Origin of the sequence: Mycobacterium sp. MYCO198283 (assembly GCF_021213805.1) — a bacterium.
Taxonomy (GTDB): Bacteria; Actinomycetota; Actinomycetes; order Mycobacteriales; family Mycobacteriaceae; genus Mycobacterium.
In genome coordinates, this window is the sequence record NZ_JAJQJI010000004.1 from 95,365 (window position 1) to 119,476 (window position 24,112).

Here is a 24,112-nt window from a genome sequence, read left to right on the forward strand (position 1 = left end):
GCGCCGGGAGTCAACCGCTCAGTAGGGGGCGTTCGCGGGCTGGAAGACGCCCGAACTGTCGGCTTCGCCTTCGGCGCGGATCACGTGCACGACCGCGTTGATCAGCGCCAGATGCGTGAACGCCTGCGGGAAGTTGCCCAGGTGGCGGCCCGTGCGCGGCTCGATCTCCTCCGCGTACAGGTGCAGCGGGCTGGCGAACGACAGCAGCCGCTCGCACAGGTGCCGGGCGCGGCTCACCTCGCCGATCTCGACCAGCGCGGACACCAGCCAGAACGAGCAGATCGTGAACGTGCCCTCCTCGCCGGTGAGCCCGTCGTCGGTCTCCTCGACCCGGTACCGCAGCACCAGGCCCTCCTCGGTGAGCTCGTCGGCGATCGCCAGGACGGTGTTGCGGACCACGGGGTGGTCGGGCGGCAGGAAGCGGACCAGCGGCACCAGCAGCAGCGAGGCGTCCAGCGCGTCGGAGCCGTAGCGCTGGGTGAGCACGCCGCGGTCGTCGACGCCGTGGCTCAGGATGTCGGCCTTGATCTCGTCGGCGATGGTGCGCCACTGCTGGGCGTAGCTGCGCTCACCCTGCAGCTCGGCCAGCTTCGAGCCGCGGTCGAGCGCCACCCAGCACATCACCTTGCTGGACGTGAAGTGCTGTGGTTCGCCGCGCACCTCCCAGATGCCACGGTCGGGTTCCCGCCAGTGCTTGATCGCCTCTTCGACCTGGTTCTTCAGCACCGGCCACAGCGTGGGCGGCACCTGCTCGCGCGACCGGGCGTGCAGGTACACCGAGTCGAGCATGGTGCCCCAGATGTCGTGCTGCATCTGGTTGTAGGCGCCGTTGCCGATCCGCACCGGCCGGGCATTGTCGTAGCCCGACAGGTGGTGCAGTTCCTCCTCGACGAGGCTGCGTTCGCCGCCGACGCCGTACATCACCTGCAGCGGGTGCCGCTCGCCGTTGTTGGCGCCCGACACGTCGGCGATGAAGGAGAAGAAGTCGTCGGCCTCGCGGTCCAACCCGAGGGTGTAGAGGCCCCAGAGGGCGAACGTGGAGTCCCGCACCCAGGCGTAGCGGTAGTCCCAGTTGCGTTCGCCGTGGGGTGTCTCGGGCAGCGACGTCGTGCTGGCGGCCAGCAGCGCCCCGGTCGGCGAGTAGGTCAGCCCTTTGAGGGTCAGTGCGCTGCGCTGCAGGTATGCCCGCCACGGATGGTCGGGGAATTCGCCGATGTTGATCCACTGCCGCCACGCCTCGGACGTCTGCCACATCTTGTCGGCGGCTTCCTCGTAGGTCTGCGGCGCGGGATGCTTCGACCACGACAGCGCGACGAAGACGTTGTCGCCCTCCTTGAGCCGGGTGCGGGCGCGCGCCTCGTGCCCCTCCAGTCCCAGCCGCAGGTTGGTGGTGAGCCGCAGGGTGGGATGGGCGTCAGGATTCTTGTGCGCGCGGGCGATGGCCTCGCCGTAGGCGTTCGAGGAGTACTCCCAGGTGGCGCTCACCCGGTGGTAGTCGAAGGACGGTTCACAGTTGAGCATCAACTCGACCGTGCCGCTCACACATCGCACGGTGCGCAGCAGGATGTGCTCGGCGTCCCAGTCCATCGGCGTCCGGCGGTGCGTGCGCGACCGGACCTCCAAGTCGTGCCACGGGCCCATGACCAGGGCGTCGCGCACGATCAACCAACCGGTGTGGGTCTGCCAGGTGGTCTCCAGGATCAGGCTGCCCGGCAGGTAGCGGCGGGCGGCCGGCACCGAGACGCCGTAGGGCCCGAGCCGGAAGTGGCCGGCGCCGCGGTCGAGGATGGCGCCGAACACGCTGGGCGAATCCGGTCGGGGCACACACAGCCACTCGATGGACCCGGCCGAGGAGATCAGGCAGGTGGTTTCGCAGTCCGACAGAAAGGCGTAGTCGGCGATCGGCGGAAACGGGTTGCGCAGCGGCCCGCCGGTGGCGGTCACCGGATCGGAAAGCGGAAACGACACCGCGTCGCCGGCTGAGGCTGCCGCGGATGCGGGCTCGCTGTGCAACACCATGCGCAACATCATCGGCTCCGAGCGACCCCGTCGTCTACTCAAGTGACCGCTGTGTTAGCTGCCGGGGCTAGGGTGGACGCGATGACGGATTTCCTCAACTGGTGGGACAGCGTCGAGCTGTGGCTCTCCGGGCTGGGATTCGTCCTGCAGACCGTGATCGTGATGCCGGTCGTGCTGGTGCTGGCGTACATCCTGGCGGTGGTCCTCGACGGCGGTCTGGGGCAGGGCATCGCGCTGGTGCGCCGGTTCCGCGGCCGCGGAGAGGACGCGTCGTGACGCGGATGCCGCGGTCGCTGGTGACTCTCGCGCTGGTGGCATTACTGGTCCTCGTCGTCGTGATGTGGCTGCTCACGCGCTAGAAACGGTTCGAGTGGCGGGCGTCAGCGGTTCTGTTAGGCTTCCCGCCATGCGAACAGCGGTCGCCAGCGCGGAGTGCCATGTCCTGGCGCTCATCGCCGTGGGCGCCTGCGCTGTCGCCGATGTCTCCTGTTGTCGCTGACCCAACCCCGCCTGCGGTTTGGTGTCGGCTCCTTTCGCTGTTTGCTGACGAGCGCCTTTCCGGTGGCGGGTTCCGTCGTGAGATCCCCCGCACCGAAAGGCACAACATTGCGTAACAAGGTCAGATCCGCATGGCGCGTCGCCGTGGCCGCGGCCGCATCCGCCGCACTCGTGGCCGGCTGCGGCGGCGGTGGCTCCAGTGACGTCGCTGGTGAGAGCGGCGGCGGCGGTGACGGCGGCGCCCAGCTGACGCTGGTCGCCTACGCGGTGCCGCAGCCGGGCTGGGCGAAGGTGATCCCCGCGTTCGCGGCCACCCCGGAGGGCAAGGGCACCACGGTCACCGAGTCCTACGGCGCCTCCGGCGACCAGTCCCGCGGCGTCGCCGAGGGCAAGCCCGCCGACGTCGTCAACTTCTCCGTCGAGCCGGACATCACCCGGCTGGTCAAGGCCGGGAAGGTGGCGCAGGACTGGAACGCCGGCGCCACGAAGGGCATCCCGTTCGGTTCGGTCGTGACGTTCGTGGTCCGCAAGGGCAACCCGAAGAACATCCGCGACTGGGACGACCTGCTGCAGCCCGGGCTGGAGGTCATCAGCCCCAGCCCGCTGTCCTCCGGCTCGGCGAAGTGGAACCTGCTCGCGCCGTATGCCGCCAAGTCGAACGGCGGCACCGACAAGCAGGCCGGGCTCGACTTCGTCACCAAGCTGGTCAGCGAGCACATCAAGACCCGGCCGGCGTCGGGCCGCGAGGCCACCGACCTGTTCCTGCAGGGCAGCGGGGACGTGCTGCTGAGCTACGAGAACGAGGCGATCAACACCGAGCGGCTGGGCAAGGACGTCGAGCACGTCAACCCGCCGACGACGTTCAAGATCGAAAACCCGGTGGCCGTGATCGAGGGCGGCGCGCACGTCGACCTCGCCCGCAAGTTCGTCGCCTACCAGTACACGCCCGAGGCGCAGCGGCTGTGGGCCGAGGCCGGGTTCCGGCCGGTGGATCCCGCCGTCACCGCGGACTTCGCCGGCCAGTTCCCGGCGCCGCAGAAGCTGTGGACCATCGCCGACCTGGGTGGCTGGAGCACGGTGGACAAGGAGCTGTTCGACAAGGACAACGGCACCATCACGAAGATCTACAAGGCGGCCACTGGATGACGACCGTCACCCAGCCCGGCTCGGCGACGACCGACCCCGCGACCGGTGACACCGGTCCGGGGCGGCGTCCGCTGGGGGGCAACCGCTACGGGTCGACGTCGCTGCGGGTCGGGGCGGCGTCGATCTGGCTGAGTGTCATCGTGTTGCTGCCGCTGGCGGCGATCGTCTGGCAGTCCGCGGGCGGCGGCTGGGAGGCGTTTCGGCTTGCGGTGACGTCCAACGCGGCCGTCGAGTCGTTCCGGGTGACGTTGACGATCTCGGTCGCCGTCGCCGTGGTCAACCTGTTCTTCGGGTTGCTCGTGGCGTGGGTGCTCACCCGCGACGACTTTCCGGCCAAGCGGATCGTCGACGCCCTGATCGACCTGCCGTTCGCGCTGCCGACCATCGTGGCCAGCCTGGTCATGCTCGCGCTCTACGGGCCGGCCAGCCCGGTGCAGATCCACATCCAGCACACCGCGTGGGGCGTGGGCGTCGCGCTGCTGTTCGTGACGCTCCCGTTCGTCGTCCGGTCGGTGCAGCCGGTGCTGCTCGAGCTGGACCGCGAGGTGGAGGAGGCGGCCGCGTCGCTGGGCGCGGGCAACGTCACCATCTTCACCAGGGTGATCCTGCCCGCACTGCTTCCCGCCCTGCTCTCGGGTGCGGGGCTGGCGTTCTCGCGCGCGATCGGCGAGTACGGCTCGGTGGTGCTCATCGGCGGGGCGGTGCCCGGCGAGACCGAGGTGTCGTCGCAGTGGATCCGGACGTTGATCGAGAACGACGACCGGACCGGCGCCGCCGCGATCTCGATCGTGCTGCTGGTGTTCTCCTTCGTGGTGCTGTTCGTCCTGCGGACCATCGGCGCCCGGGCCGCCAAGCGGCAGGAGTTGGCGCGATGACGGTGTCCCCGCTGACCCGCTACGTCCTGCGCTTCGTGGCGCTGGCCTACCTCGGGGTGCTGTTGATCGTGCCGGTCGGCCTGATCCTCTACCGCACGTTCGCGCCGGGGTTCGGCGAGTTCGTCGCGTCCATCTCGACGCCTGCCGCGCTGTCGGCGCTGGAACTCTCGCTCTTGGTGGTGGCGATCGTGGTGCCGCTCAACGTGCTGTTCGGCGTGCCGACCGCACTGGTGCTGGCGCGCAACCGGTTTCGCGGCAAGGGCGTGCTGCAGGCCGTCATCGACCTGCCGTTCGCGGTGTCGCCGGTGGTGGTCGGTGTCGCGCTGATCCTGCTGTGGGGTGCGGGCGGCGCCTTCGGGTTCGTCGAGAACAACCTGGGGCTCAAGATCATCTTCGGCTTCCCGGGCATCGTGCTCGCGAGCATCTTCGTGACGGTGCCGTTCGTCATCCGTGAGGTCGAACCGGTGCTGCACGAGCTGGGCACCGACTCCGAGGAGGCCGCCGCCACGCTCGGATCGACGTGGTGGCAGACGTTCTGGCGGATCACCCTGCCGTCGATCCGGTGGGGGCTCACCTACGGCGTCGTGCTGACCGTCGCCCGCACGCTGGGCGAGTTCGGCGCCGTCATCATGGTGTCGTCGGGGCTGCCGGGCGTGTCGCAGACGCTGACGCTGCTGGTCTACGACCGCCACAACCGCGGCGCCGAGTACGGCGCCTACGCCATCTCGACGCTGCTGATGGCGGTCGCCGTCATCGTTCTCGTCGTGCAGGTGGTACTCGATGCCCGCCGGGCGCGGGAAACCAAGTAGAGCCGGGTAAGGAGCAGACCATGGGCAACGCGATCACCGTGCGGGGCGCCAACAAGCACTACGGCGACTTCGCCGCCCTCGACAACATCGACTTCGATGTTCCGGCCGGGTCGCTCACCGCGCTGCTCGGGCCCAGCGGCTCGGGCAAGTCGACCTTGCTGCGGGCCATCGCCGGCCTCGACCAGCCCGACAGCGGCATCATCACGATCAACGGCCGCGACGTCACCCACGTCCCGCCGCAGCGGCGCGGCATCGGCTTCGTGTTCCAGCACTACGCCGCGTTCAAGCACCTCACGGTCCGCGAGAACGTGGCGTTCGGGTTGAAGATCCGCAAGCGGCCCAAGCAGGAGATCGCCGAGAAGGTCGACAACCTGCTGGAGGTGGTGGGGCTCGCCGGCTTCCAGAACCGGTATCCCAACCAGCTCTCGGGCGGGCAGCGGCAGCGCATGGCGCTCGCCCGCGCCATGGCGGTCGACCCGCAGGTGCTGCTGCTCGACGAGCCGTTCGGCGCGCTCGACGCCAAGGTGCGCGACGACCTGCGGGCCTGGCTGCGCCGGCTGCACGACGAGGTGCACGTGACGACCGTCCTGGTCACCCACGACCAGTCCGAGGCGCTCGACGTCGCCGACCGGATCGCGGTGCTCAACAAGGGCCGCATCGAGCAGGTCGGCTCACCGACCGAGGTCTACGACACCCCGGCGAACGCGTTCGTGATGTCGTTCCTCGGCGCGGTGTCGTCGCTGAACGGCGTGCTGGTGCGCCCGCACGACATCCGTGTGGGCCGCAACCCGGATCTGCCGCTGCACGGCAACGAGGCCGTCGGCGCCACGGGCGTCGTCAAGGCCACCATCGACCGGGTGGTGCTGCTCGGCTTCGAGGTGCGCGTGGAATTGACCAACGCCGCGACCGGCAGCCCGTTCACCGCCCAGATCACCCGCGGTGACGCCGAGGCCTTAGGGCTGCGCGACGGCGACACGGTCTACGTGCGCGCCACCCGGGTGCCCGCCATCCCGGGCGACCTGCAGCTGCCGGCGGCCGACGAGGCCGACGAGGACGAAGCGCTCAGCAACGCCTGATCAGCCGGAGTAGGACCGCACCGGCGGCAGGGCGCGCAGGCCGCCGCCGGTGTTGCGGGCGGCGAACCGGACGTCCGGCGCACCGTCGGCCGGCCCACCCAGGCTCACCGTCCCGATCGGCCGGAAGCGGCTGACCGCGCTGGCGAGCAGGAACTCCCAGTCGCCGTCGGCGGACCGTGGCGCCCGCATCCCGAACACCACCGGGGCCAGGCCGGCGAGGTAGAGCCACAAGGAGCTGTAGAGCCGCTCGTCGGGCCGCGACGCGGGCAGCGTGAAGTGGTGGAACGGAATGCCGTCGGCCGAGGACGCCAGCAGCAGGTCCTGGTGGCGACCCGGCCCGTAGAGGTCGGGGAACCGCAGGCACACGGCGCGAATGGCCGACCCGCCGGCGTCGGGGGAGAGCCGCACCAGGGCGCGCCGGGTGGGCGCGGCGAACAGCTCGACGCCGGGCAGGCCGTCGGCGTCGAACGCGACCTTCGCCTCGCGCAGCGGGCCGGTGCCGGCGAAGAGGTCGCCCGGGCTGCCGACGGCGGCGCGTAGCGACGACGTCACCGCGGCGGTCAGGGTGTCGAGGGTTGCCATCGTGTTCACTGGTCCTTTCGGGCGACGGGCACGGCCACTTCGTTGCGACGACGGAACGGCAGCGTCATCGGCGGATCGTAGAACCAGGCAACCGGCTCGCCGATGATCTCGAACCGACTGCGCGACAGTATCTTCCGCAGCGAGGCGACCTTGCGGTCGACGGCGTCGGCGCTGCGGTCGCCGGTGAAGCGCAGCACGGCCATCAGCTCCGGTTCGACGTCCACCAGCCGCACGGTGTCGTCGTTCGGTTCGGGCAGCGCCGCGCGTGTCCACGTCGACGGCATGAAGAACCGGATGGTCGAGCTCCGGCCGTCGCCGGCCTGCGCGACCGGCGCCGTCATCGCGATCGTGTCGCGCGACCGGTTCCCGCCGAAGATGTAGCGCGCCAGTCGCCGGAAGCCGATGTTGCGGGCGGGTTCGGCGTCGGCGTCCACCGTGGTCTCGGCGGCGATGCGGGCGCCGTAGCGCCGGATCTCCACCTCGTCGACCCGGTCGATGACGGTGTACTCGGGCTCCTCGATGCCGGTGCGGACACCCACCACCATGCCCAGCGACTGGCCGACCTTTCGTGCGGGGTCGAGAACACTCATGGCCTGTCGGCTACCCGACGCGCCGCGCCGACAAGCCGAATGTCACAGACGGGTCAGGACGCCCGGAGCGTCGAACCGGCCTCCAGTGCCGCTTCGTACCGGTCCAGTACGGTGGCGGCGACCAGCCGGTGCGCGCCCAACGGCTCGGCGACCGGCAGGTCGTGCTGCTCGGCGAAACGCGCGATCCGATCGGTCAGCACCCCGTGCGCCAAGAACCACGGCGCGATCACCACGCGTCGGCCCTGGCCGCGCAGCACGGCGGTCGACTCGGCGAGCGTGGGACGCGGCCCGGTGACGAACGCGGTCGCGGTGGCCCAGCGGGTACCGGCCGCCAACGCCTCGCAGACCCGTGCCGTCCGGGCGTTCGCCGCCGCGTCCGAGGAGCCGACCGCCACCACCACGACGCCCAGGTCGCCGTCGAGCCGCGACGTACCCAGCTCCGCGAGCCGGTCGCGCAGCACCTGGATCAGCGCCCGGTCCTCCCCGAGCGCGTCGGCGCGGCGGATGCGTACCCCCCGCTCGCGGGCGCCCGACTCGGCGATCAACCGGGGAATGTCCACCCGCGCGTGGTAAGCGCTCGCCAGCAGGAACGGCACGACGACCGCCTCCCGCCGGCGCTGGACGGCCAACTCGGCGAGCGTCGACCGCAGCTCCGGCGCCGTGCGCTCACAGAACGCGGTGCGCACGTCCAGGCCCGGCGACATGACCTGCAGGCGGTCGGCCACCGCGCGGGTGGTGACCGCGGCGCGGGGATCGGCGCTGCCGTGCGCGGTGAGGACGAGAGTGCTCACACTACGAGGCGTGCAGCCCGCACTCAGTTTTGGCGAGCCCCTGCCACCGCCCGCTGCGAGGATCGGCGCCGAGCTGCGGCTTCGCGGTGCAGGGCGCGCAGCCGATCGACGGATAACCCTCGTCGACGAGCGGGTTGACCAGCACGCCGTTCGCCTCGATGTAGGCCTGCATGTCGTCATCCGACCAGGCCGCCAGCGGGTTGATCTTTACCAGCCCGAACGCCTTGTCCCAGCTGATCAACGGGGCGTTCGCGCGGGTGGGCGCCTCGACGCGGCGGATGCCCGTGACCCAGGCGGAGTAGCCGCGCAACGCCTTGGACAGCGGCTCGACCTTGCGCATCCGGCAGCATTCGTTGGGCTCGCGGGCGAACAGGTTCTTCCCGAACACCGCGTCCTGCTCGGCGACCGTGCGCTCCGGGGTGACGTTGACCACGTTCACGTCGTAGACGGCCGCCACGGCGTCCCGGGTGCCGATGGTCTCGGCGAAGTGATAGCCGGTGTCGAGGAACAGGACGTCGACACCGGGGCGCACCTTCGCCGCCATGTCGACGAGCACCGCGTCCTGCATGTTCGACGCCACCACATAGTGGCCACGGAAGTTCTCGTCGGTCCAGCGCAGCAGGTCGAGCGCGCTCGCGTCCGGCCCGAGCTCCGCCGCCCCCCGCTCGGCCAGCTGCTGTAGATCGGTCTCGGAGATCAGATCTGTCATCGCGGACCTCTCTCTTCGCGCAAGCGGCTCATCGCGGCCCTCTCTCTTCGCGCAAGCGGCTCATCGCGGCCCTCTCTCTTCGCGCAAGCGGCTCATCGCAGATCCGCCTCGTCGGCTCGTATCGCCCACTGGGCGAAACGCTCACCGCGCTCGCGTTGTTTCACGAAGTTGCGAACCACCCGGTCGATGTAGTCGCCGAGCTCGTCGCTGGTGACCTTGTGCTGGCGCAACTTGCGGCCGAAACCGCTGTCCAGGCCGAGGCTGCCGCCCAGATGCACCTGGAAGCCCTCGACCGAGCCGCCGTTGCCGTCGTCCACCATCTGGCCCTTGAAGCCGATGTCAGCGACCTGGATGCGGGCGCACGAGTTGGGGCAACCGTTGATGTTGACGGTGATCGGCACGTCGAGCTGGGCCCCGAACTCGCCTGAGATGTCCTCCAGCCGGCGCTCCAGCTCGGGCACCAGGGATTGCGAGCGGTTGCGCGTCTCGGCGAACGACAGCTTGCAGTACTCGATGCCCGTGCAGGCCATCAGGTTCTTGCGCCAGTGCGACGGCCGCGACGGCAGCCCGAGGGCGTCGAGACCCACGATCAGCTCGTCGAGCTTGTCGTCGGCCACGTCGAGGATGACGAGCTTCTGGTAGGGCGTGAACCGGATCCGGTCCGATCCGGCCCGCTCCGCGAGGTCGGCGACCCGGCGCAGGATGGTGCCGGACACCCGGCCGGCGATCGGCGCGACGCCGACCGCATTGCGGCCGTTCTTCTGCTTCTGCACGCCGACGTGGTCGATGGGATGCTTCACCGGCTCGGGCGCCGGGCCGTCGAGCAGCGGGCGGCCCAGATATTCCTCTTCGACGACGCGCCGGAACTTCTCGACACCCCAGTCCTTGACGAGGAACTTCAGCCGCGCCTTGGAGCGCAGCCGGCGGTAGCCGTAATCGCGGAACACCGACGTGACGGCTTCCCACACCTCGGGCACCTCGTGCAGCGGCACCCAGGCGCCGAGCCGCTGGGCGAGCATCGGGTTCGTCGACAGGCCGCCGCCCACCCACAGGTCGAATCCGGGGCCGTGCTCGGGATGGTTGACGCCGATGAACGCGATGTCGTTGACCTCGTGGGCCACGTCCTGCAGGCCGGAGATCGCGGTCTTGTACTTGCGTGGCAGGTTCGAGAACGACGGGTTGCCGACGAAGCGGCGGACGATCTCCTCCAACGCCGGAGTGCCGTCGATCACCTCGTCGAGCGACTCGCCGGCCAGCGGCGAGCCGAGCACCACACGCGGGCAGTCACCGCACGCTTCGGTGGTCTGCAACCCGACCTCAGCGAGCCGCTCCCAGATCTGGGGGACGTCCTCGATGCGGATCCAGTGGTACTGGACGTTCTCGCGATCGGAGATGTCGGCGGTGTCGCGGGCGAACTCGGTGGAGATCTCGCCGAGCGTGCGCAGCGCCCGCGCGCTCAGCGCGCCACCGTCGCAGCGCACCCGCATCATGAAGTACTGCGCCTCCAGCAGGTCGGCGTTCTCGTCGCCGGTCCAGGTGCCGTCGTAGCCCTGCTCGCGCTGGGTGTACAGACCCATCCACCGCATGCGGCCGCGAAGATCCTGCTTGTCGATGCTGTCGAAGCCCTGCTTGGAGTAGATGTCGATGATCCGCGAGCGCACGTTCAGTGCGTCGTCGTCCTTCTTGAACTGCTCGTTGGGGTTGAGCGGCTCGCGGTATCCCAGCGCCCACTGGCCTTCGCCGCGCGGACGCTTGACGGCCCGGGGCTTGGTCGGGGTTTCGGTCATGGGGCGGTCATGCTCCTCGGACGGAGCCGGCAGCAGGACCGCGCGCATGTCACCGGGGGCTGGTCCGGCGGCGCAGATCCCGGGTTGCCAGCTGAAAACAGGTGGGCAGGTCTTCCGAAATCAAGCCTTCACGACAGACAGCAACAGCTGCAGGTGCGCTTGAAGTCGACATGCCGCCGCGCTACCAACGAAACGTTGAACTGCGGGCTGGCGACGGGCACCTGTCCATTCTGCCACGAACCCCGGTGCGTCCCTAACCGGGCCAGATTTTCGATCAGGCTGAGCAGAAAGGGTCCGACGTGCGCATGATCGGCGCCCGAACGCCCTGCGGATTTTGGTGTCCGACCCGGCCCCGACACCCGGTTAGGGTCGTCGGGTGGTCTCATCTGCGGGGTTGCGAGACGCTCGACCTGCCCTTTGGCAGACTGCTGCGGATGATCTGAAGGCCGTCGCGTCGCAGGCGGATCGGACTGCGGACAACATCCACGCAAACGGAGCGGAGCCGCTGGATTCGAGTTGGCCGGATCGCACCGGGAGCCTGGCGCGCGGCGAGTTGGTGAAGCACGCCAATCGGATGACGAACATCGGCGTGCTGTCCTCCGGCGCTGCCTCTGCGGTCGACACGCTGCAGGACGCCGTGGCGATGGTGCAGCGGCAGCTGCTGGCCGCAGTCGACGACGCGGTCGCGGCCGGATTCACGGTGGGCGACGACGGACGCATCCACCTCAATCCGCACTCGCTGACCCTCGTCGAAGACGGGCTGAAGGCCGCGAAGCTTCAGCTGGTGATCGACGACGCGGTCGAGGCGGCCACGCAGGCCGACCAACCGTGCGTCCATGCGCTCGACACGGTGAGCCTCGATCCGGACACGGTATCGACCGATCAGGCGCAATCGGCGCAGTCCCAGGCGGTGAAGGATGCGCTCCAAGAGATGCGCGATCAGCTGCCCGATGGGTTGCCCGCGGACGAGGTCGCCACCTGGTGGGCGAAGCTGTCGAGAGAGCAGCAGCAGCAACTGATGCGCGCCGTGCCGGTCGAATTGCACGATCTGCCCGGTATCCCGCAGGCGGTCAAGGACGAACTGAGCAATACCGGCCAGGGCTACGACCCTCTGGCGGCGGTGCGGTGGGCGATGCAAAACGCGAATAACGAAGGCATAGACCGGTTCCCTTTCAACTGCGCTCACTTTGTGTCGGAGACACTTGCGGCCGCCGGGTTAGACAGCAAGTTCGATATCAGTGAGGCGGAGGCGTGGTACAAGCTGCCGGGATCCGATTATGTCCCACGGGATTTGACATTTCGTGGCCGCGATGCTGATCGGGCTACGCACTCAGATTCGTGGTCCGCCGCCGACCCTCAGCGGGAGTTTTTCCTGAACAACGGCGGCGCGGACGTCGGACTCTCCAACGCTCGGCCAGGCGATGTCGTGTACCCCAATTACGAATCTCCCAGGAACGGCGAGTCGAGCCACCACGCTCCGGGGCGCAGATTGGCCGACCCGAAGTCGGCGTCGATCATCATCCCGAACAGCTACCGCCCGCGCGAAATGCCGTCCCCGCGGTGGGTCGGTATCCACACCAGCGAGGGCCGCAACAGGGCTCGCGGCCTGGTCGAGTGCTGCCGCGCTCACGAGGTCGCCTACAACCGGATCGGCGACGACCGCGAGATCATCGAGGCCGTCGCCGACGACGATGCCCCGTGGGCAGCGGTCGGCGCGAACAAGTACGCCTGGCATTACTGCTTCGCCACCTCGTTCGCGTCGTGGTCACGGGATCAGTGGCTCGACCCGCACCCGGCCGACGGCTACAACGAGCGCGAGGCGCTACGCCTGGGCGCGAAACAGGTCGCGTACTGGATTCAGAAGTCACACGACCTCGGCCGGCCCATCCCCGCGGTATGGATCGGCGGTCGCGGGCGGCCACCGTGGGGCGCCGACGGCATCTGCGGTCACGTCGACTTCGGAGCGTGGGGCGGCGGGCACACCGACCCCGGCGTGAACTTCCCGATCAACGTGTTCCTCGACGACATCAGCGCCGAGCTGACCGGCGTCGCCTCGCCGCCGCTGCCGCCGCTGCCGCCCGTGCCGGCACCCGGCACCAACCCAGACCGGTACGCCGACTGGCTGCCCTACCAGGGGAATCCGGCCAACGATCCCGGCCGGGTGGCGGCCGTGCAGCGCGCCATGAACCGGCCCCCGACCCCGTACGGCCTCGACATTGACGGCGTGTTCGGGTCGGCCACCCGCCAATCCGTCATCGGCTTCCAGGAGGCAAGCGGCGGCGAACGAGCCGGTTGTCAGCGCCCAGGTAACAGCTGCAGCGACGGCGGCCGGCGGCCGCCTCACGCGCTTCGAAACGCGGCTCAAGACTGTCGCTTCGATTGCCGAGAAACTTCAGCGAACGTCGCAGCGCAACGAGGCTCGGGGCCGTCCCGCCAGTTTCATAGAGGACGCCCTTCGATACACAGCGGTGCTGAATGACCAGGGTTACTGGGTCGGCGGCAACACAATGCTGGAGTCGCTGACGGCGTTGGGGAACCGAATCGTGGACGATCCAGGCGGGTGGCGCCGTCGTGGGTACCGAGGCCGCAACGTCACCTTGCAATCTGAGGACGGCCAGGTGTTTGAGGTTCAGTTGCACACCGCTGCGAGCCTCGACGCCGCTGAGCGCGCTCATCCGCTCTACGAGCGGGCGCGCGCGGCCGGCGTAGGCATTTCTGAGCGCAAGCGGCTAGCCCGACAGCAGGAGCAGCTCTTCGACGCCGTCCCTTGGCCCGACGATCTGCCGGAGATATGATCGCGCCGTGAAGTACTGGATCCAGCACGACGCGGACTGCCCGATGGCGATCCGCTCTGCAGGTGATCCCTTTGACGACCTTGATGCTGTGGTCGAGTACTGGAATGCGGTCAGCCTTAAGTGGATCTCCGACCCCAACCTGGCGCTCGACATGGTTTGGGATCCGCACATCCGCGACGCGTCGAAAGCCGACGTCCAGAAGCTGATCTCAGCTTCCGCCGCAGCGTAACGACCTAGCCACAGCGGGCACAGCAAAAGCCCCGCACCCGGTTCGGGTAGCGGGGCTTCGTCATGTCGATGACGGATTGCAGCCCCCACTGAAGGCGAAAGACCCCCGTATCGGCGCGAGGCCGATCGGATGACTCCGCGATGGAGAACTCATGTCACTACTCACCACCCTGCCCGTGCATCCGGCTACCGGACTGCGGGCGATCGGATTCACCAGCCGCGGACCTGTCTGGCCCGTACTCGGTGGGTCTCAGCCGCTGGGTGACCCGGCGGCGCAGCAGAATCCGCAGGGCGACCCTGCACCGAATAACCCGGCGCAGGACCAGGCGCTCGGCGAGGGCGGTACCGCCGTCGTCACCGCTGTCCTACCTGACGGCGAGGTGCTCTACACCCAGCACACGCCGGCTGCTATCAACCTCGATGTCCAGGACCGCCTGCCGATCATCGAGCAGGGGGAAGGCGCACAAACCGTGACAGTCGTGCGACCGCAACAAACATGGTGATCTGATTGACCAGGAATCGCCTCGCTGTGCTGTTGAGCCTCGGAGCGCTCATCGGTTGTGCTTGCGCCGGGTACTCTCTGAACGTAACAGGAACGCGTAATCGGGCATGGATTGATTCCATGGTCGCCAGGCGTTGCTACCCATTACTGCCTATTCCGGACAACCAGGCGATGGGATGGTTCACCATCGGCTCCTCGAGCGTGTTTCTCGTGTGCATGTGGGGCGCACTGGGCATGGCCATGTGGAAGCGACGGTGGTGGGTAGTGGTTCCACTCCTGCTGTTGTGCGGCGTGCTCACATTGATCGGCTTCTTTTTCGTCAGATTCGGGCAAATCGACGTAACTCATCCGGCCAACGCCCTGGCTCCAGCGGACACCGGTGGTCTGCCGTGCGGAAGCGGATGAGATGAGCGGCACGGAAGCGGCTCGCTGGCTGACCAGGAACCGGCTCGCCGGACTTCTGGGGGTGGTGGCCGTCGCCTGCGTCATCGGCGCCGACCGAGCGCTACGGATATCCGGTGCGAACAACGATGCTTGGGACGCCGAGATGCTCCGGCGAAAATGTCACCCTCCCTGGCCGCCTGTGCCTGACAATCATGCGGTCGGCTGGTTCGCCGTCGTGTTATCTGCGATTTTCATCATCTGCGCCTGGGCGGCACTCGGTGTGGCGGCCTGGAAGAGGCGGTGGTGGGTCATCGTGCTCGCCCTGGTGCTTGCTGCTGTTCTGACGGTAGTCGGTCTTTTCTTCCTGGGCTTCGGTGCGTTAGAAGCTTCCCAGCCGCGCGACGCGCATTTTCCAGCCGACTCGTCAGGCGTCCCCTGCAGGAGCGCGTGGTGAGCCAGCTGACCCGTATTCGGCTGGCAGCACTATCGGCTTGCGTTGCCATCGCTAATGGCGCTGGCGCCTGGTTGTCGCTCGGGATTTTCCGGGAAGCCATATCAGGCCTGGGAAGATGCCATGGGGGCCAGGCATCGCATCCCACTACTGCCACCGCCCGACAACCACGTAATCGGCTGGTTCACGGTCGTACTGTCCGGATTTTTTCATCCTGTGCGTGTGGTGTTCGCTCGCGCTGGCGGTGTGGAGGAGACGATGGTGGCTGGTTGCGCCTGCGATTCTGCTCGTCGGCATGCTGACCGTCATGGGGTTGTTGATTGGAGGTTTTGGCGCGATTGACGCCAGCGAACCTCCCGGTGCTCGGCTTCCAGCAACCGCCACAAATTACTCATGCGAAGGCGGAAAATGAATGATAGGAAGACGACTCGCCAATTGACCCGTAATGGGTTCGCAGTGCTCGCGGGTCTCATTGCCATCGGAAGCTTCGCTGGGCTCTACCTCTCGCTGGGAACTGCCGGGGAGCGCTCCCAAGCGTGGGTGGACGCAGTGGTTCGCGAGAAGTGTCACCCGGCACATGATATTCCGGCGCCGGATAATCATCTCCTCGGCTGGATCGCTCTGGTGCTGTCATTCGCTTTCATGATCAGCGCATTGTCGGCGCTCGTCCTGCTGGCCGAGAGGGGACGTTGGTGGTCGACGGTGGTCATCGCAACCGTCGCCTTGGTCCTCACACCGGTCATCATGTTCCTCATGTGGGCGAGTACCGAGACGATCACCCAACACATAGATATGGGACACGGCATCGACGGAACGGGTATTTCATGCGGAGGCGGATGATATGAGCGGCGACGAAATCCGGATTACGCCTGAGCAGGTCGCGTCTGCGGGTTCGACCGTTGCCGCTGAAGCGGAGGAGGCGCGATCAGCCGTTGCACCGCTATTCGATTCGGCAGAGGCGGCTGCCGCAGGCAACCGCGACTTCGCGACGGGACCGAAACTCGTCGCCTGCAACGACGATCTGCGGGCTCATTTCGCATCGACCGTCGACGAGCTGCAGCAAACCGGCGACAAAATCGTCGCCGCCGCCCAGGCCCACCAAGCCACCGAAGTCGACAACGCGGAAGGCATCAGTCGCATCGCCACCGCCCTGAACGGTCTCGGCGGACTGCGAGCATGACAACCCGCGGGCCCGGCACACTGCACAGAATGACGGGTCGGCCGTTCGGCATCTATGTCCATGTGCCGTTCTGCGCCACGCGCTGCGGTTACTGCGACTTCAACACCTACACGCCGGCCGAACTGGGCGGCGCCGATCCCGACGCCTGGCTGCACGCGCTGCGCATCGAGCTGCGGCTCGCCGCGGAGAACGTCGGCCCGCGCACCGTTGACACGGTATTCGTCGGCGGCGGCACCCCGTCGCTGCTCGGGGCCGAGCGCCTCACCGCCGTCCTGGCGGCGATCCGCGACAATTTCCGCCTCGCAACCGACGCCGAGGTGACCACCGAGGCGAACCCGGAGTCGACGTCACCGGACTTCTTCGCGCGGCTGCTGTCCGCCGGCTACACCCGCATGTCGCTGGGCATGCAGTCGGCCGCGCCGCACGTGCTGGCGGTGCTCGACCGCACGCATTCGCCCGGCCGGGCGGTCGCCGCCGCGCGCGAGGCGGCGTCCGCCGGCTTCCGGCATGTCAACCTCGACCTCATCTACGGCACGCCAGGTGAGCGCGACGAGGACCTGCTGCATTCGATCGACGCCGTGCTCGACGCCGACGTCGACCATGTGTCGGCCTATGCGCTGGTGGTGGAGGACGGCACGGCGATGGCCCGACGCGTGCGCCGCGGAGAAGTCGCCGCCCCGGACGACGACGTGCTGGCTCACCGCTACGAGCTCGTCGATCAGCGGCTGTCCGACGCGGGCTACGGCTGGTACGAGGTGTCGAACTGGGCGCGCCCCGGCGGCGAATGCCGGCACAACCTCGGCTACTGGGACGGCGGCGAATGGTGGGGCGCCGGTCCCGGCGCTCACGGCTTCGTCGGGGACGTCCGGTGGTGGAACGTCAAACGGCCCGCCGCCTACAGCGAGGCGCTGGCGCGCGGCCGATCGCCGATCGACGACTTCGAGCGCCTCGATGCCGCCGGTGCGCACACCGAGGCGGTGATGCTCCGGCTCCGGCTGCGGTCAGGCCTGGCGCTCGGGACGCTGTCGGCCGCCGAACGTGCGCGCGCGGACCGCGCGATCGCCGACGGGCTGCTCCAGCGGGAAGGGGACCGGGTGGTGCTCACCGACCGCGGCCGGCTGCTCGCCGACGCCGTGGTGCGCGACCTGCTCGTCTGATGGGTCCTCAGCTGTCGGCGTGTGGCCGCAGCAGCGCCGTCGCGACGACGCTGACGACGGCCGTCGTGACGAGATAGCCGCAGGCGAGCCAGGGCGAGCCGTCGGCCGCGCCGATCAGGGCGGTCAGGATCAGCGGGGTGAGGCCCGACGCGTACACGCCGGACAGCTGGTAGACCGTCGACAGCCCGGTGTAGCGCACCCGTGCCGGGAACAGCGACGCGTACAGCGTGCCCTGCGCGCCGTAGAACCAGGCGTGGATGACGCCGAACACGATGAGCATGCCCAGCGCGTACCAGCCGATCTCAGCGGTGCCGAACAGCGCGAACACCGGGAAGACCGCGACGGCGTAGGCGGCGATACCCGTGGCGTAGACGCGCCGGGCACCGAAGCAATCGGTGGCCAGCCCCGACACCGGGAGCAGTGCCGCCATGACCAGCGCGGCGACGGTCACCGAGACGAGCACCGGCACCTTCGGCAGGTGCAGCGTGCCCGTCGCGTACGCGATGGCGAACACCCCCCAGGTGTTGAACGCCGCGCCCTCGCCCCAGCGCGACAGCATTCCCAGCACGGTGGAACGCAGCGACGGCGGCCGGAACACCTCGCGCAGCGGGACCGCGGCCCGGCCGTCGCTGTCGCGGACCTTCTCGAACACCGGTGTCTCGCTGGCCTTGAGCCGCACCACCACCCCGAAGACGACCAGCACGATGGAGAACAGGAACGCGATGCGCCAGCCGTAGGTCAGGAAGGCGTCGTCGGGAAGCACGCTTTGCAGCAGCGCGAACACCCCGGTGCCCAGCGCCAGGCCGAGCGCCAGCCCCACCTGCGGGATGCTGCCGAACAGCCCCCGGCGCCGGGCCGGGCTGTGCTCGACGGCCAGCAGCACCGCACCGGCCCACTCGCCGCCGGGTGCGAACCCCTGCACCACGCGCAGCAGCAACAGCAGCAGCGGCGCCGCGACGCCGATCTGGGCGGCGGTCGGCAGGACACCCATCAGCGCGGTCGCGGCGCCCATCAGCAGCATCGTCAGCGCCAGCGTCTTCTTGCGGCCGATGCGATCGCCGACATGGCCGAACACGAACCCGCCGATGGGGCGCACCACGAAGCCGACCGCGAAGGTGGCAAACGAGAGCAGCGTGCCGACGAACGTCGTCTGGTCCGGGAAGAACGCTTGGTTGAACACCAGGCCCGCGGCCGTGGCGTAGAGGAAGAAGTCGTACCACTCGATGGTGGTGCCGACGAGGCTGGCCCACAGCGCGGTGCGGGCCGCGGGACGGCCGGCGGGTCGCAATGCGCTGTCGGGGGCAGCGGCCGGTGCGGTGGGGTCGGTGACGGTCACGTCCGCTATTCGAACCATGCGGCGCGGCACCGCCGAAGCATTGCGCGCAGCCTGATCCCAACGCGCCGGTGTGCGCCCCGGCGACGCGATGGGCTGTGCCACTATGTGGCGCGTGGAGTTAGGCAAGGCTAACCACGCTTTGGATACCTGGCGAGCGCCGATAGCGGTCGTCGGGATCGGCTGCCGGGTGGCAGGCGACGTCGGATCGCCGGCGGCGCTGTGGCAGTTCCTCCTCGACGGCGGCAGCGACGTGCGCGACGTGCCGGCGCAGCGGTGGGAGCCGTACCTGACCCGCGATCCGCGCAATGCCGAGGTGCTGCGCCGCACCACCCGGCGCGGCACCTTCCTCACCGATCTACCCGGATTCGACGCGGAGTTCTTCGGGGTGCCGCCGCGGGAGGCCGAGCTGATGGACCCGCAGCAGCGGCTCGCGCTGGAGGTGAGCTGGGAGGCGCTGGTGCACGCTGGGGTGTCGCCGCGGGCGCTCGCCGGCACCGACACCGCCGTGCTGATGGGCGTCAATTCCGACGACTACGGCAGGTTGCTGCTGGAGGACCTGCCGGGCATCGAGGCGTGGACGGGCATCGGCACCTCGCTGTGCGGCGTCGCGAACCGGGTCTCGCACCTGCTCGACCTGCGGGGTCCGAGTGTCGCCCTCGACGCCGCCTGCGCCGCGTCGCTCGTCGCGGTGCACCAGGCGTGCCAGCTGCTGCGGGCCGGCGAGACGTCGCTCGCGCTGGCCGGCGGGGTCAGTGCGCTGATCGGCCCGGGCCTGGTACGGGTGCTCGACGAGGCCGGCGCCACCGCACCCGACGGCCGCTGCAAGACGTTCGACGCCGCCGCCGACGGCTACGGCCGCGGCGAGGGCGCCGGGGTGGTCGTCCTCAAGCGGCTCGCCGACGCCCGCCGCGACGGCGACCGGGTGCTGGCCGTCATCCGCGGCGGCGCCGTCGCCCAGGACGGCCGCACCGTCGGCATCATGAGCCCCAACGGCGACGCGCAGGCGGCGATGTTTCGACGGGCCTGCGAAATCTCTGGTGTGACACCGGAGTCGGTCGACTACGTCGAGGCGCACGGCACCGGCACGCCGGCCGGGGATCCCGTCGAAATCGGCGCTCTGGCAACCGTTTACGGTGCCGGCCGGCCCGCCGACGCCCCGTGCCGCATCGGATCGATCAAGCCGAACGTCGGCCACCTCGAAGGCGGTGCCGGCGTGCTCGGGCTCATCAAGACCGTGCTGGCGCTGCACCACGAGGCGATTCCACCCACCGCCGGCGTCCGCACCCTCAACCCGGCCATCGACTGGTCGGCCAGCGGCCTGCGGGTTCCGACGACGGCCGAACCGTGGCCGCGCGGCGATGTCCCGCGTCGCGGCGCGGTGTGCAGCTACGGCTACGGCGGCACGATCGCGCACGTGCTCGTCGAGGAGGCGCCCGCCGCCGACACCGCGACGCCCGGCCCGACCCCGGCCGGTCCGCGGATCGTTCCGGTGTCCGCGATCTCACCCGCGCGACTGGCCCGCTACGCCGACGCCCTCGCCGACCACCTGCGCACCGCGGGGGACTCGATCGCGGCGGTGGCGGCCACACTGTGGACGCGGCGCGCCCACGAGCCGGTGCGCGCCGTGCTGATCGCCGAGCAGCCGCACGATCTGGTCACCGGCCTCGACGCGCTCGCCCGCGGCGAGACCGTCGCAGGCCTGGTCACCGGCACCGTCCCCGACGGTGTGCCGCGCGAGCCGGTCTGGGTGTTCTCCGGACACGGTTCGCACTGGCCCGGCATGGGCGCCGGACTGCTGGCCGCCGAGCCGGAGTTCGCCCGGGTGATCGACGAGGTGGACGACGTCTTCGGCCGCGAATGGGGTTTCTCCGCGCGCCGAGCGCTCGCGACCGGTGAGCTCGGCGGCACCGACCGCGTGCAGGCGCTCACGTTCGCGATGCAGGTGGGGCTGGCGGCGGTGTTGCGGCAGCGCGGCGTCCGGCCGGCGGCGGTGCTCGGGCATTCCGTCGGCGAGGTCGCGGCGTGCGTCGCCGCCGGCGTCTTCGACCTGCGCCAGGGCGCCGCGGTGGCGTGCTACCGCGCCCGGGGCTTTCGCGCGGTGTCGGGTCACGGCGCGATGGCGCTGGTGGGGGTGCCGTTCGCCGACGCCGAGACGCGCCTGGCCGGCCGCGCCGACGTGGTCGCGGCGATCAGCGCATCGCCGGACTCCACGGTCATTTCCGGCGCCGCCGCTGCCGTCGAGGCGGTCGCGGCCGAGTGGGCGGCCGACGGCATCCCGGTGCGCCGCGTGGCCACCGACGTCGCCTTCCACAGCCCGGCGATGGACGCGCTGACCGACGAACTGGCCCGCGCCGTCGCGGATCTCGACCCCCCGCGGCCCGCCGCGGTGCCGCTGTACTCGACGGCACTCGTCGACCCGCGGTCGACCGCCCCGCGCGATGCCGGCTACTGGGCGCTGAACCTGCGCGGCCGGGTGCGCTTCGCGGAGGCGGTGACGGCCGCGGCGCAGGACGGCCACCGGCTGTTCTGCGAGGTGTCGGCCCATCCGGTGGTGTCCCACTCGATCGCCGAGACCCTGCTGCACCTCGGGATCGACCAGCACGGCGTCTTCCCGGTGCTGCGCCGTCACCAGCCCGAGCAGCGGACGCTCACCTCCGCGGTCGCCGCGCTGTGGTGCCACGGCGCCACCGTGGAATCCGGTGTTGCGCGGCACGATTCGTGGGCCGGCGACCTTCCCGGCGCGCCGTGGCAGCACCGCCGGTTCTGGCGCGTACCGACGCCGCCGCCGGGCGGGCGGGCCCTGCACGAGAACGCATCGCACACGCTGCTCGGCGGCCGCACCGACGTCGCGGGCTCGCCGCCCGTGCGGCTGTGGCAGACCCGGCTCGACCTGGCCGGCCGGCCGTATCCGGGCGACCACCCGGTGAAGGGCACCGAGATCGTGCCGGCCGCCGTGCTGCTCAACACCTTCCTCGCCGCAGCCGGCGACACCCGGTCGCCGGCACATCCGCCGGCGCTGGCCGACGTCTTCCTGCGGACCCCGGTGGCGCCGGCCCACGCCCGCGACGTCCAGGTGGTGCTGCAGGAGCGGCGGCTGACGCTGGCGTCGCGGCCGGTGGCCCACGACGGCGACGGCGGCTGGATCACCCACACCACTGCCGCCGTGGCACCCACCGACCACCGCCCGCCACAGCGCCTCGACCTCGCCGCGGCACGCCGGCGATGCGCCCGCGCACTGCCGCCCCGCCACGTCGAGGACGTGCTCGCGACCCTCGGTGTCGCGGCCATGGGCTTCGGTTGGCAATGCGGCGAACTGTGGTGCGGCGACGGCGAACTGCTCGGGATCGTCCGTGCCGATGCCGACGGCGCATCGCCTCTTACTTGGGCGCCGCTGATCGACGCGGCCACCTCGGCGGCGTCGACGGTGTTCGACGGCCCGCCGCGGCTGCGGATGCCCGCCCGCATCGAACGGGTGCACGTCACCGGCGCAGCGCCCGCGGTGGCCGCCCTGTCGGTCCGGCGGCGGCCGGGCACCACCGTCACCGACGTGGCGCTCGCCGACGAGCACGGCGCGGTGCTGCTGACCCTCACCGGCATGGCGTTCGAGGAGCTGGACCCGGCGGCCGCCGGCGTCGACAGCATGGTTCACCGCGTCGCCTGGCATCCGGTGGCCTGGCGTCCCGAGGACCGGCCCACCGGCGTGCTGCTCGTCGGCGGTGACGCCGAGTCGCTCGACGCGGCGGTGCACGACCTCGATGCGGCGGCGGTGCCGTACCGCGCCGTCGAGGATTTCGACGGCGCACAAGACGTCGCCGGGCTGGGCGCCACCCCGGTGGCGCTGGTGCTGCCGCGCGCTGACGACACACCCGAGGCGGCGGCCGGGCAGGTGCTGTCCACGCTCACGCGGTTGTCGGCGAGCGCGTCGCCCGCGCGGCTGTGGGCGCTGACCTGCGGCGTCGCCGAGGGCGACGACCTGGCGCACGCGCCGCTGTGGGGCCTGTCCCGCATCGCGGCCGCGGAGTATCCCCGGCTGTGGGGCGGCGTGCTCGATGCGGCCGACGGCCCGCTGCCGCTCGGGGCGCTCGCCTCGCTGCCCGGCCACGGCGTCGTCGTGGTGCGCGGCGGCACCGCCCGGGTGGCGCGGCTCGCGGCCGCCGACCGGGGGCACGGCGCGCCGCTTCGGTGCTCACCCGACGGCAGCTACCTGATCACCGGCGGCACCGGCGCGCTCGGGCTCCGGCTGGCGCACCGGCTCGCCGATCTCGGCGCCCGGCGGCTGGTGCTGCTATCGCGGGGCGGCCTGCTGCCGGAATCGAGTGCCGCGCAGGCGGTGTCCGCGCTGGCAGCGCGCGGCGTCGCCGTCGAGGTGCCGGCGCTGGACATCGGTGCCCCCAACGCCGCCGCCGCGCTGCGCGCGCTGGTCGCCGAAATACCCGAGGTGCGTGGCGTCATCCACGCGGCGGGCGTGTCGGCGGGCGCGCTGCTCGCGGACACCTCGGCCGGCGATCTGGCCGCCACCATGCACCCCAAGGTGCGCGGCACGCTCGCGCTGCACGAGGTGTTCCCGCCGGGCCGGCTCGACTGGCTCGTGCTGTTCTCGTCGTGCGGCTACCTCGCCGGTTTCCCCGGCCAGGGCGCCTACGCGGCCGCCAATGCCTTCCTGGACGCCATGGCCCGGCACCGCCGCCGTCACGGGAACGACACGGTGAGCGTGGCGTGGACCGCGTGGCGCGGCCTGGGCATGGGTTCGACGTCGAAATACGTGGCCGCACAGCTCGACGCGCTCGGCATGGGCACCGTCGGAGCCGACGAGGCGATGCGCGCCCTCGACCTGGCGATGCACACCGGTGAGCCGAACGTCGTCGTCCTGCCGGTCCTTCCGGCTGCCGCGGCGGTGCCGATGCTGGCCGACGTGGCACCGGCGACCGCCGACGCCCCTGCCCCGGTGACCGCCGGCGATCCGGATGCGCTGGCGCACCGGGTGCGGGCGGCGGTGGCCGCGCAACTGGGTCTCGCCGCGACCGAGGTGGATCCGGGCTCGCCGCTGATCGAGCTGGGCGTCGACTCGATCATGACGGTGCGGCTGCGCCGCGAGCTGGAGAAGGAGACCGGGCTCTCGCTGCCGCCGACACTGCTGTGGGAGCACCCGACCGCGGCCGCCGTCACCGCCCGGATCGTCGAGCTGCTCGGTCGGTGA

Annotated in this window: 22 protein-coding genes; 15 read left to right on the top strand and 7 right to left on the bottom strand. The window is 70.2% G+C overall.

Annotated features, from left to right (window positions below; translation table 11 throughout):
• Positions 1 to 18: 18 nt before the first annotated feature.
• A complete protein-coding gene (locus tag LV457_RS09450; protein WP_232170538.1) occupies positions 19 to 2,019 on the bottom strand; it encodes a glycoside hydrolase family 15 protein in 2,001 nt (666 codons plus the stop codon).
• An 81-nt stretch (positions 2,020 to 2,100) separates the two neighbouring features.
• On the opposite strand from LV457_RS09450, the gene LV457_RS09455 reads away from it, so the two are divergent.
• The 6 genes from LV457_RS09455 (at position 2,101) to LV457_RS09475 (ending at position 6,423) form a co-directional block, all read left to right on the top strand.
• Positions 2,101 to 2,295, top strand: coding sequence for a hypothetical protein (locus LV457_RS09455; RefSeq protein WP_232170539.1), 195 nt, complete (start codon positions 2,101 to 2,103; stop codon positions 2,293 to 2,295).
• A gap of 130 nt (positions 2,296 to 2,425) precedes the next feature.
• Positions 2,426 to 2,518 (top strand): Ms4533A family Cys-rich leader peptide, encoded by a 93-nt coding sequence (locus LV457_RS20275; RefSeq protein WP_374198786.1) that lies wholly within the window; start codon positions 2,426 to 2,428, stop codon positions 2,516 to 2,518.
• 143 nt (positions 2,519 to 2,661) lie between these two features.
• Entirely contained in the window at positions 2,662 to 3,663 is a 1,002-nt protein-coding gene (locus LV457_RS09460; protein WP_374198787.1) for a sulfate ABC transporter substrate-binding protein, read from the top strand.
• A complete protein-coding gene (gene cysT / locus LV457_RS09465) occupies positions 3,660 to 4,538 on the top strand; it encodes a sulfate ABC transporter permease subunit CysT (protein ID WP_232170541.1) in 879 nt (292 codons plus the stop codon). The genes LV457_RS09460 and cysT overlap by 4 nt, the downstream gene beginning before the upstream one ends.
• On the top strand, positions 4,535 to 5,347 hold the full coding sequence (gene cysW / locus LV457_RS09470) for a sulfate ABC transporter permease subunit CysW (RefSeq protein ID WP_232170542.1): 813 nt from the start codon (positions 4,535 to 4,537) through the stop codon (positions 5,345 to 5,347). The genes cysT and cysW overlap by 4 nt, the downstream gene beginning before the upstream one ends.
• Before the next feature lie 20 nt (positions 5,348 to 5,367).
• Positions 5,368 to 6,423, top strand: a complete 1,056-nt coding sequence (locus LV457_RS09475; protein ID WP_232170543.1) for a sulfate/molybdate ABC transporter ATP-binding protein — start codon at positions 5,368 to 5,370, stop codon at positions 6,421 to 6,423.
• Here LV457_RS09475 and LV457_RS09480 read toward each other — a convergent pair whose 3' ends face one another.
• The 5 genes from LV457_RS09480 to LV457_RS09500 form a co-directional block, all read right to left on the bottom strand.
• Positions 6,424 to 7,005 (bottom strand): hypothetical protein, encoded by a 582-nt coding sequence (locus LV457_RS09480; RefSeq protein WP_232170544.1) that lies wholly within the window; start codon positions 7,003 to 7,005, stop codon positions 6,424 to 6,426.
• Positions 7,006 to 7,010: 5 nt separating this feature from the next.
• Complete coding sequence (locus LV457_RS09485; protein ID WP_232170545.1) at positions 7,011 to 7,595, bottom strand: heme-binding protein; 585 nt, start codon at positions 7,593 to 7,595, stop codon at positions 7,011 to 7,013.
• Positions 7,596 to 7,648: 53 nt separating this feature from the next.
• Positions 7,649 to 8,386 carry a sirohydrochlorin chelatase gene (locus LV457_RS09490; RefSeq protein ID WP_232170546.1) on the bottom strand — a complete coding sequence of 246 codons (738 nt, stop codon included), beginning with the start codon at positions 8,384 to 8,386 and terminating at the stop codon, positions 7,649 to 7,651.
• A 1-nt stretch (position 8,387) separates the two neighbouring features.
• A complete protein-coding gene (locus LV457_RS09495) occupies positions 8,388 to 9,095 on the bottom strand; it encodes a phosphoadenylyl-sulfate reductase (RefSeq protein ID WP_232170547.1) in 708 nt (235 codons plus the stop codon).
• Positions 9,096 to 9,187: 92 nt separating this feature from the next.
• Positions 9,188 to 10,882 carry a nitrite/sulfite reductase gene (locus LV457_RS09500; protein ID WP_232170548.1) on the bottom strand — a complete coding sequence of 565 codons (1,695 nt, stop codon included), beginning with the start codon at positions 10,880 to 10,882 and terminating at the stop codon, positions 9,188 to 9,190.
• Between the two features lie 376 nt (positions 10,883 to 11,258).
• Here LV457_RS09500 and LV457_RS09505 point away from each other — a divergent pair, with 376 nt between their 5' ends.
• From LV457_RS09505 to hemW, 8 genes are all read left to right on the top strand, one after another.
• Complete coding sequence (locus tag LV457_RS09505) at positions 11,259 to 13,361, top strand: amidase domain-containing protein (RefSeq protein ID WP_232170549.1); 2,103 nt, start codon at positions 11,259 to 11,261, stop codon at positions 13,359 to 13,361.
• Positions 13,351 to 13,677, top strand: coding sequence for a hypothetical protein (locus LV457_RS09510; protein ID WP_232170550.1), 327 nt, complete (start codon positions 13,351 to 13,353; stop codon positions 13,675 to 13,677). The genes LV457_RS09505 and LV457_RS09510 overlap by 11 nt, the downstream gene beginning before the upstream one ends.
• 7 nt (positions 13,678 to 13,684) lie before the next feature.
• Entirely contained in the window at positions 13,685 to 13,906 is a 222-nt protein-coding gene (locus LV457_RS09515; RefSeq protein WP_232170551.1) for a hypothetical protein, read from the top strand.
• A 151-nt stretch (positions 13,907 to 14,057) separates the two neighbouring features.
• Positions 14,058 to 14,408 (top strand): hypothetical protein, encoded by a 351-nt coding sequence (locus LV457_RS09520; protein WP_232170552.1) that lies wholly within the window; start codon positions 14,058 to 14,060, stop codon positions 14,406 to 14,408.
• Between the two features lie 405 nt (positions 14,409 to 14,813).
• Complete coding sequence (locus LV457_RS09525; RefSeq protein ID WP_232170553.1) at positions 14,814 to 15,245, top strand: hypothetical protein; 432 nt, start codon at positions 14,814 to 14,816, stop codon at positions 15,243 to 15,245.
• Between the two features lie 405 nt (positions 15,246 to 15,650).
• Complete coding sequence (locus tag LV457_RS09530) at positions 15,651 to 16,082, top strand: hypothetical protein (RefSeq protein WP_232170554.1); 432 nt, start codon at positions 15,651 to 15,653, stop codon at positions 16,080 to 16,082.
• Position 16,083: 1 nt separating this feature from the next.
• Complete coding sequence (locus LV457_RS09535; RefSeq protein ID WP_232170555.1) at positions 16,084 to 16,422, top strand: hypothetical protein; 339 nt, start codon at positions 16,084 to 16,086, stop codon at positions 16,420 to 16,422.
• On the top strand, positions 16,419 to 17,579 hold the full coding sequence (gene hemW / locus LV457_RS09540; RefSeq protein ID WP_374198788.1) for a radical SAM family heme chaperone HemW: 1,161 nt from the start codon (positions 16,419 to 16,421) through the stop codon (positions 17,577 to 17,579). The genes LV457_RS09535 and hemW overlap by 4 nt, the downstream gene beginning before the upstream one ends.
• A 7-nt stretch (positions 17,580 to 17,586) precedes the next feature.
• On the opposite strand, the gene LV457_RS09545 is transcribed toward hemW, so the two are convergent.
• Complete coding sequence (locus tag LV457_RS09545; RefSeq protein WP_374198789.1) at positions 17,587 to 18,915, bottom strand: MFS transporter; 1,329 nt, start codon at positions 18,913 to 18,915, stop codon at positions 17,587 to 17,589.
• A 103-nt stretch (positions 18,916 to 19,018) separates the two neighbouring features.
• Here LV457_RS09545 and LV457_RS09550 point away from each other — a divergent pair, with 103 nt between their 5' ends.
• Complete coding sequence (locus LV457_RS09550) at positions 19,019 to 24,112, top strand: type I polyketide synthase (RefSeq protein WP_232170557.1); 5,094 nt, start codon at positions 19,019 to 19,021, stop codon at positions 24,110 to 24,112.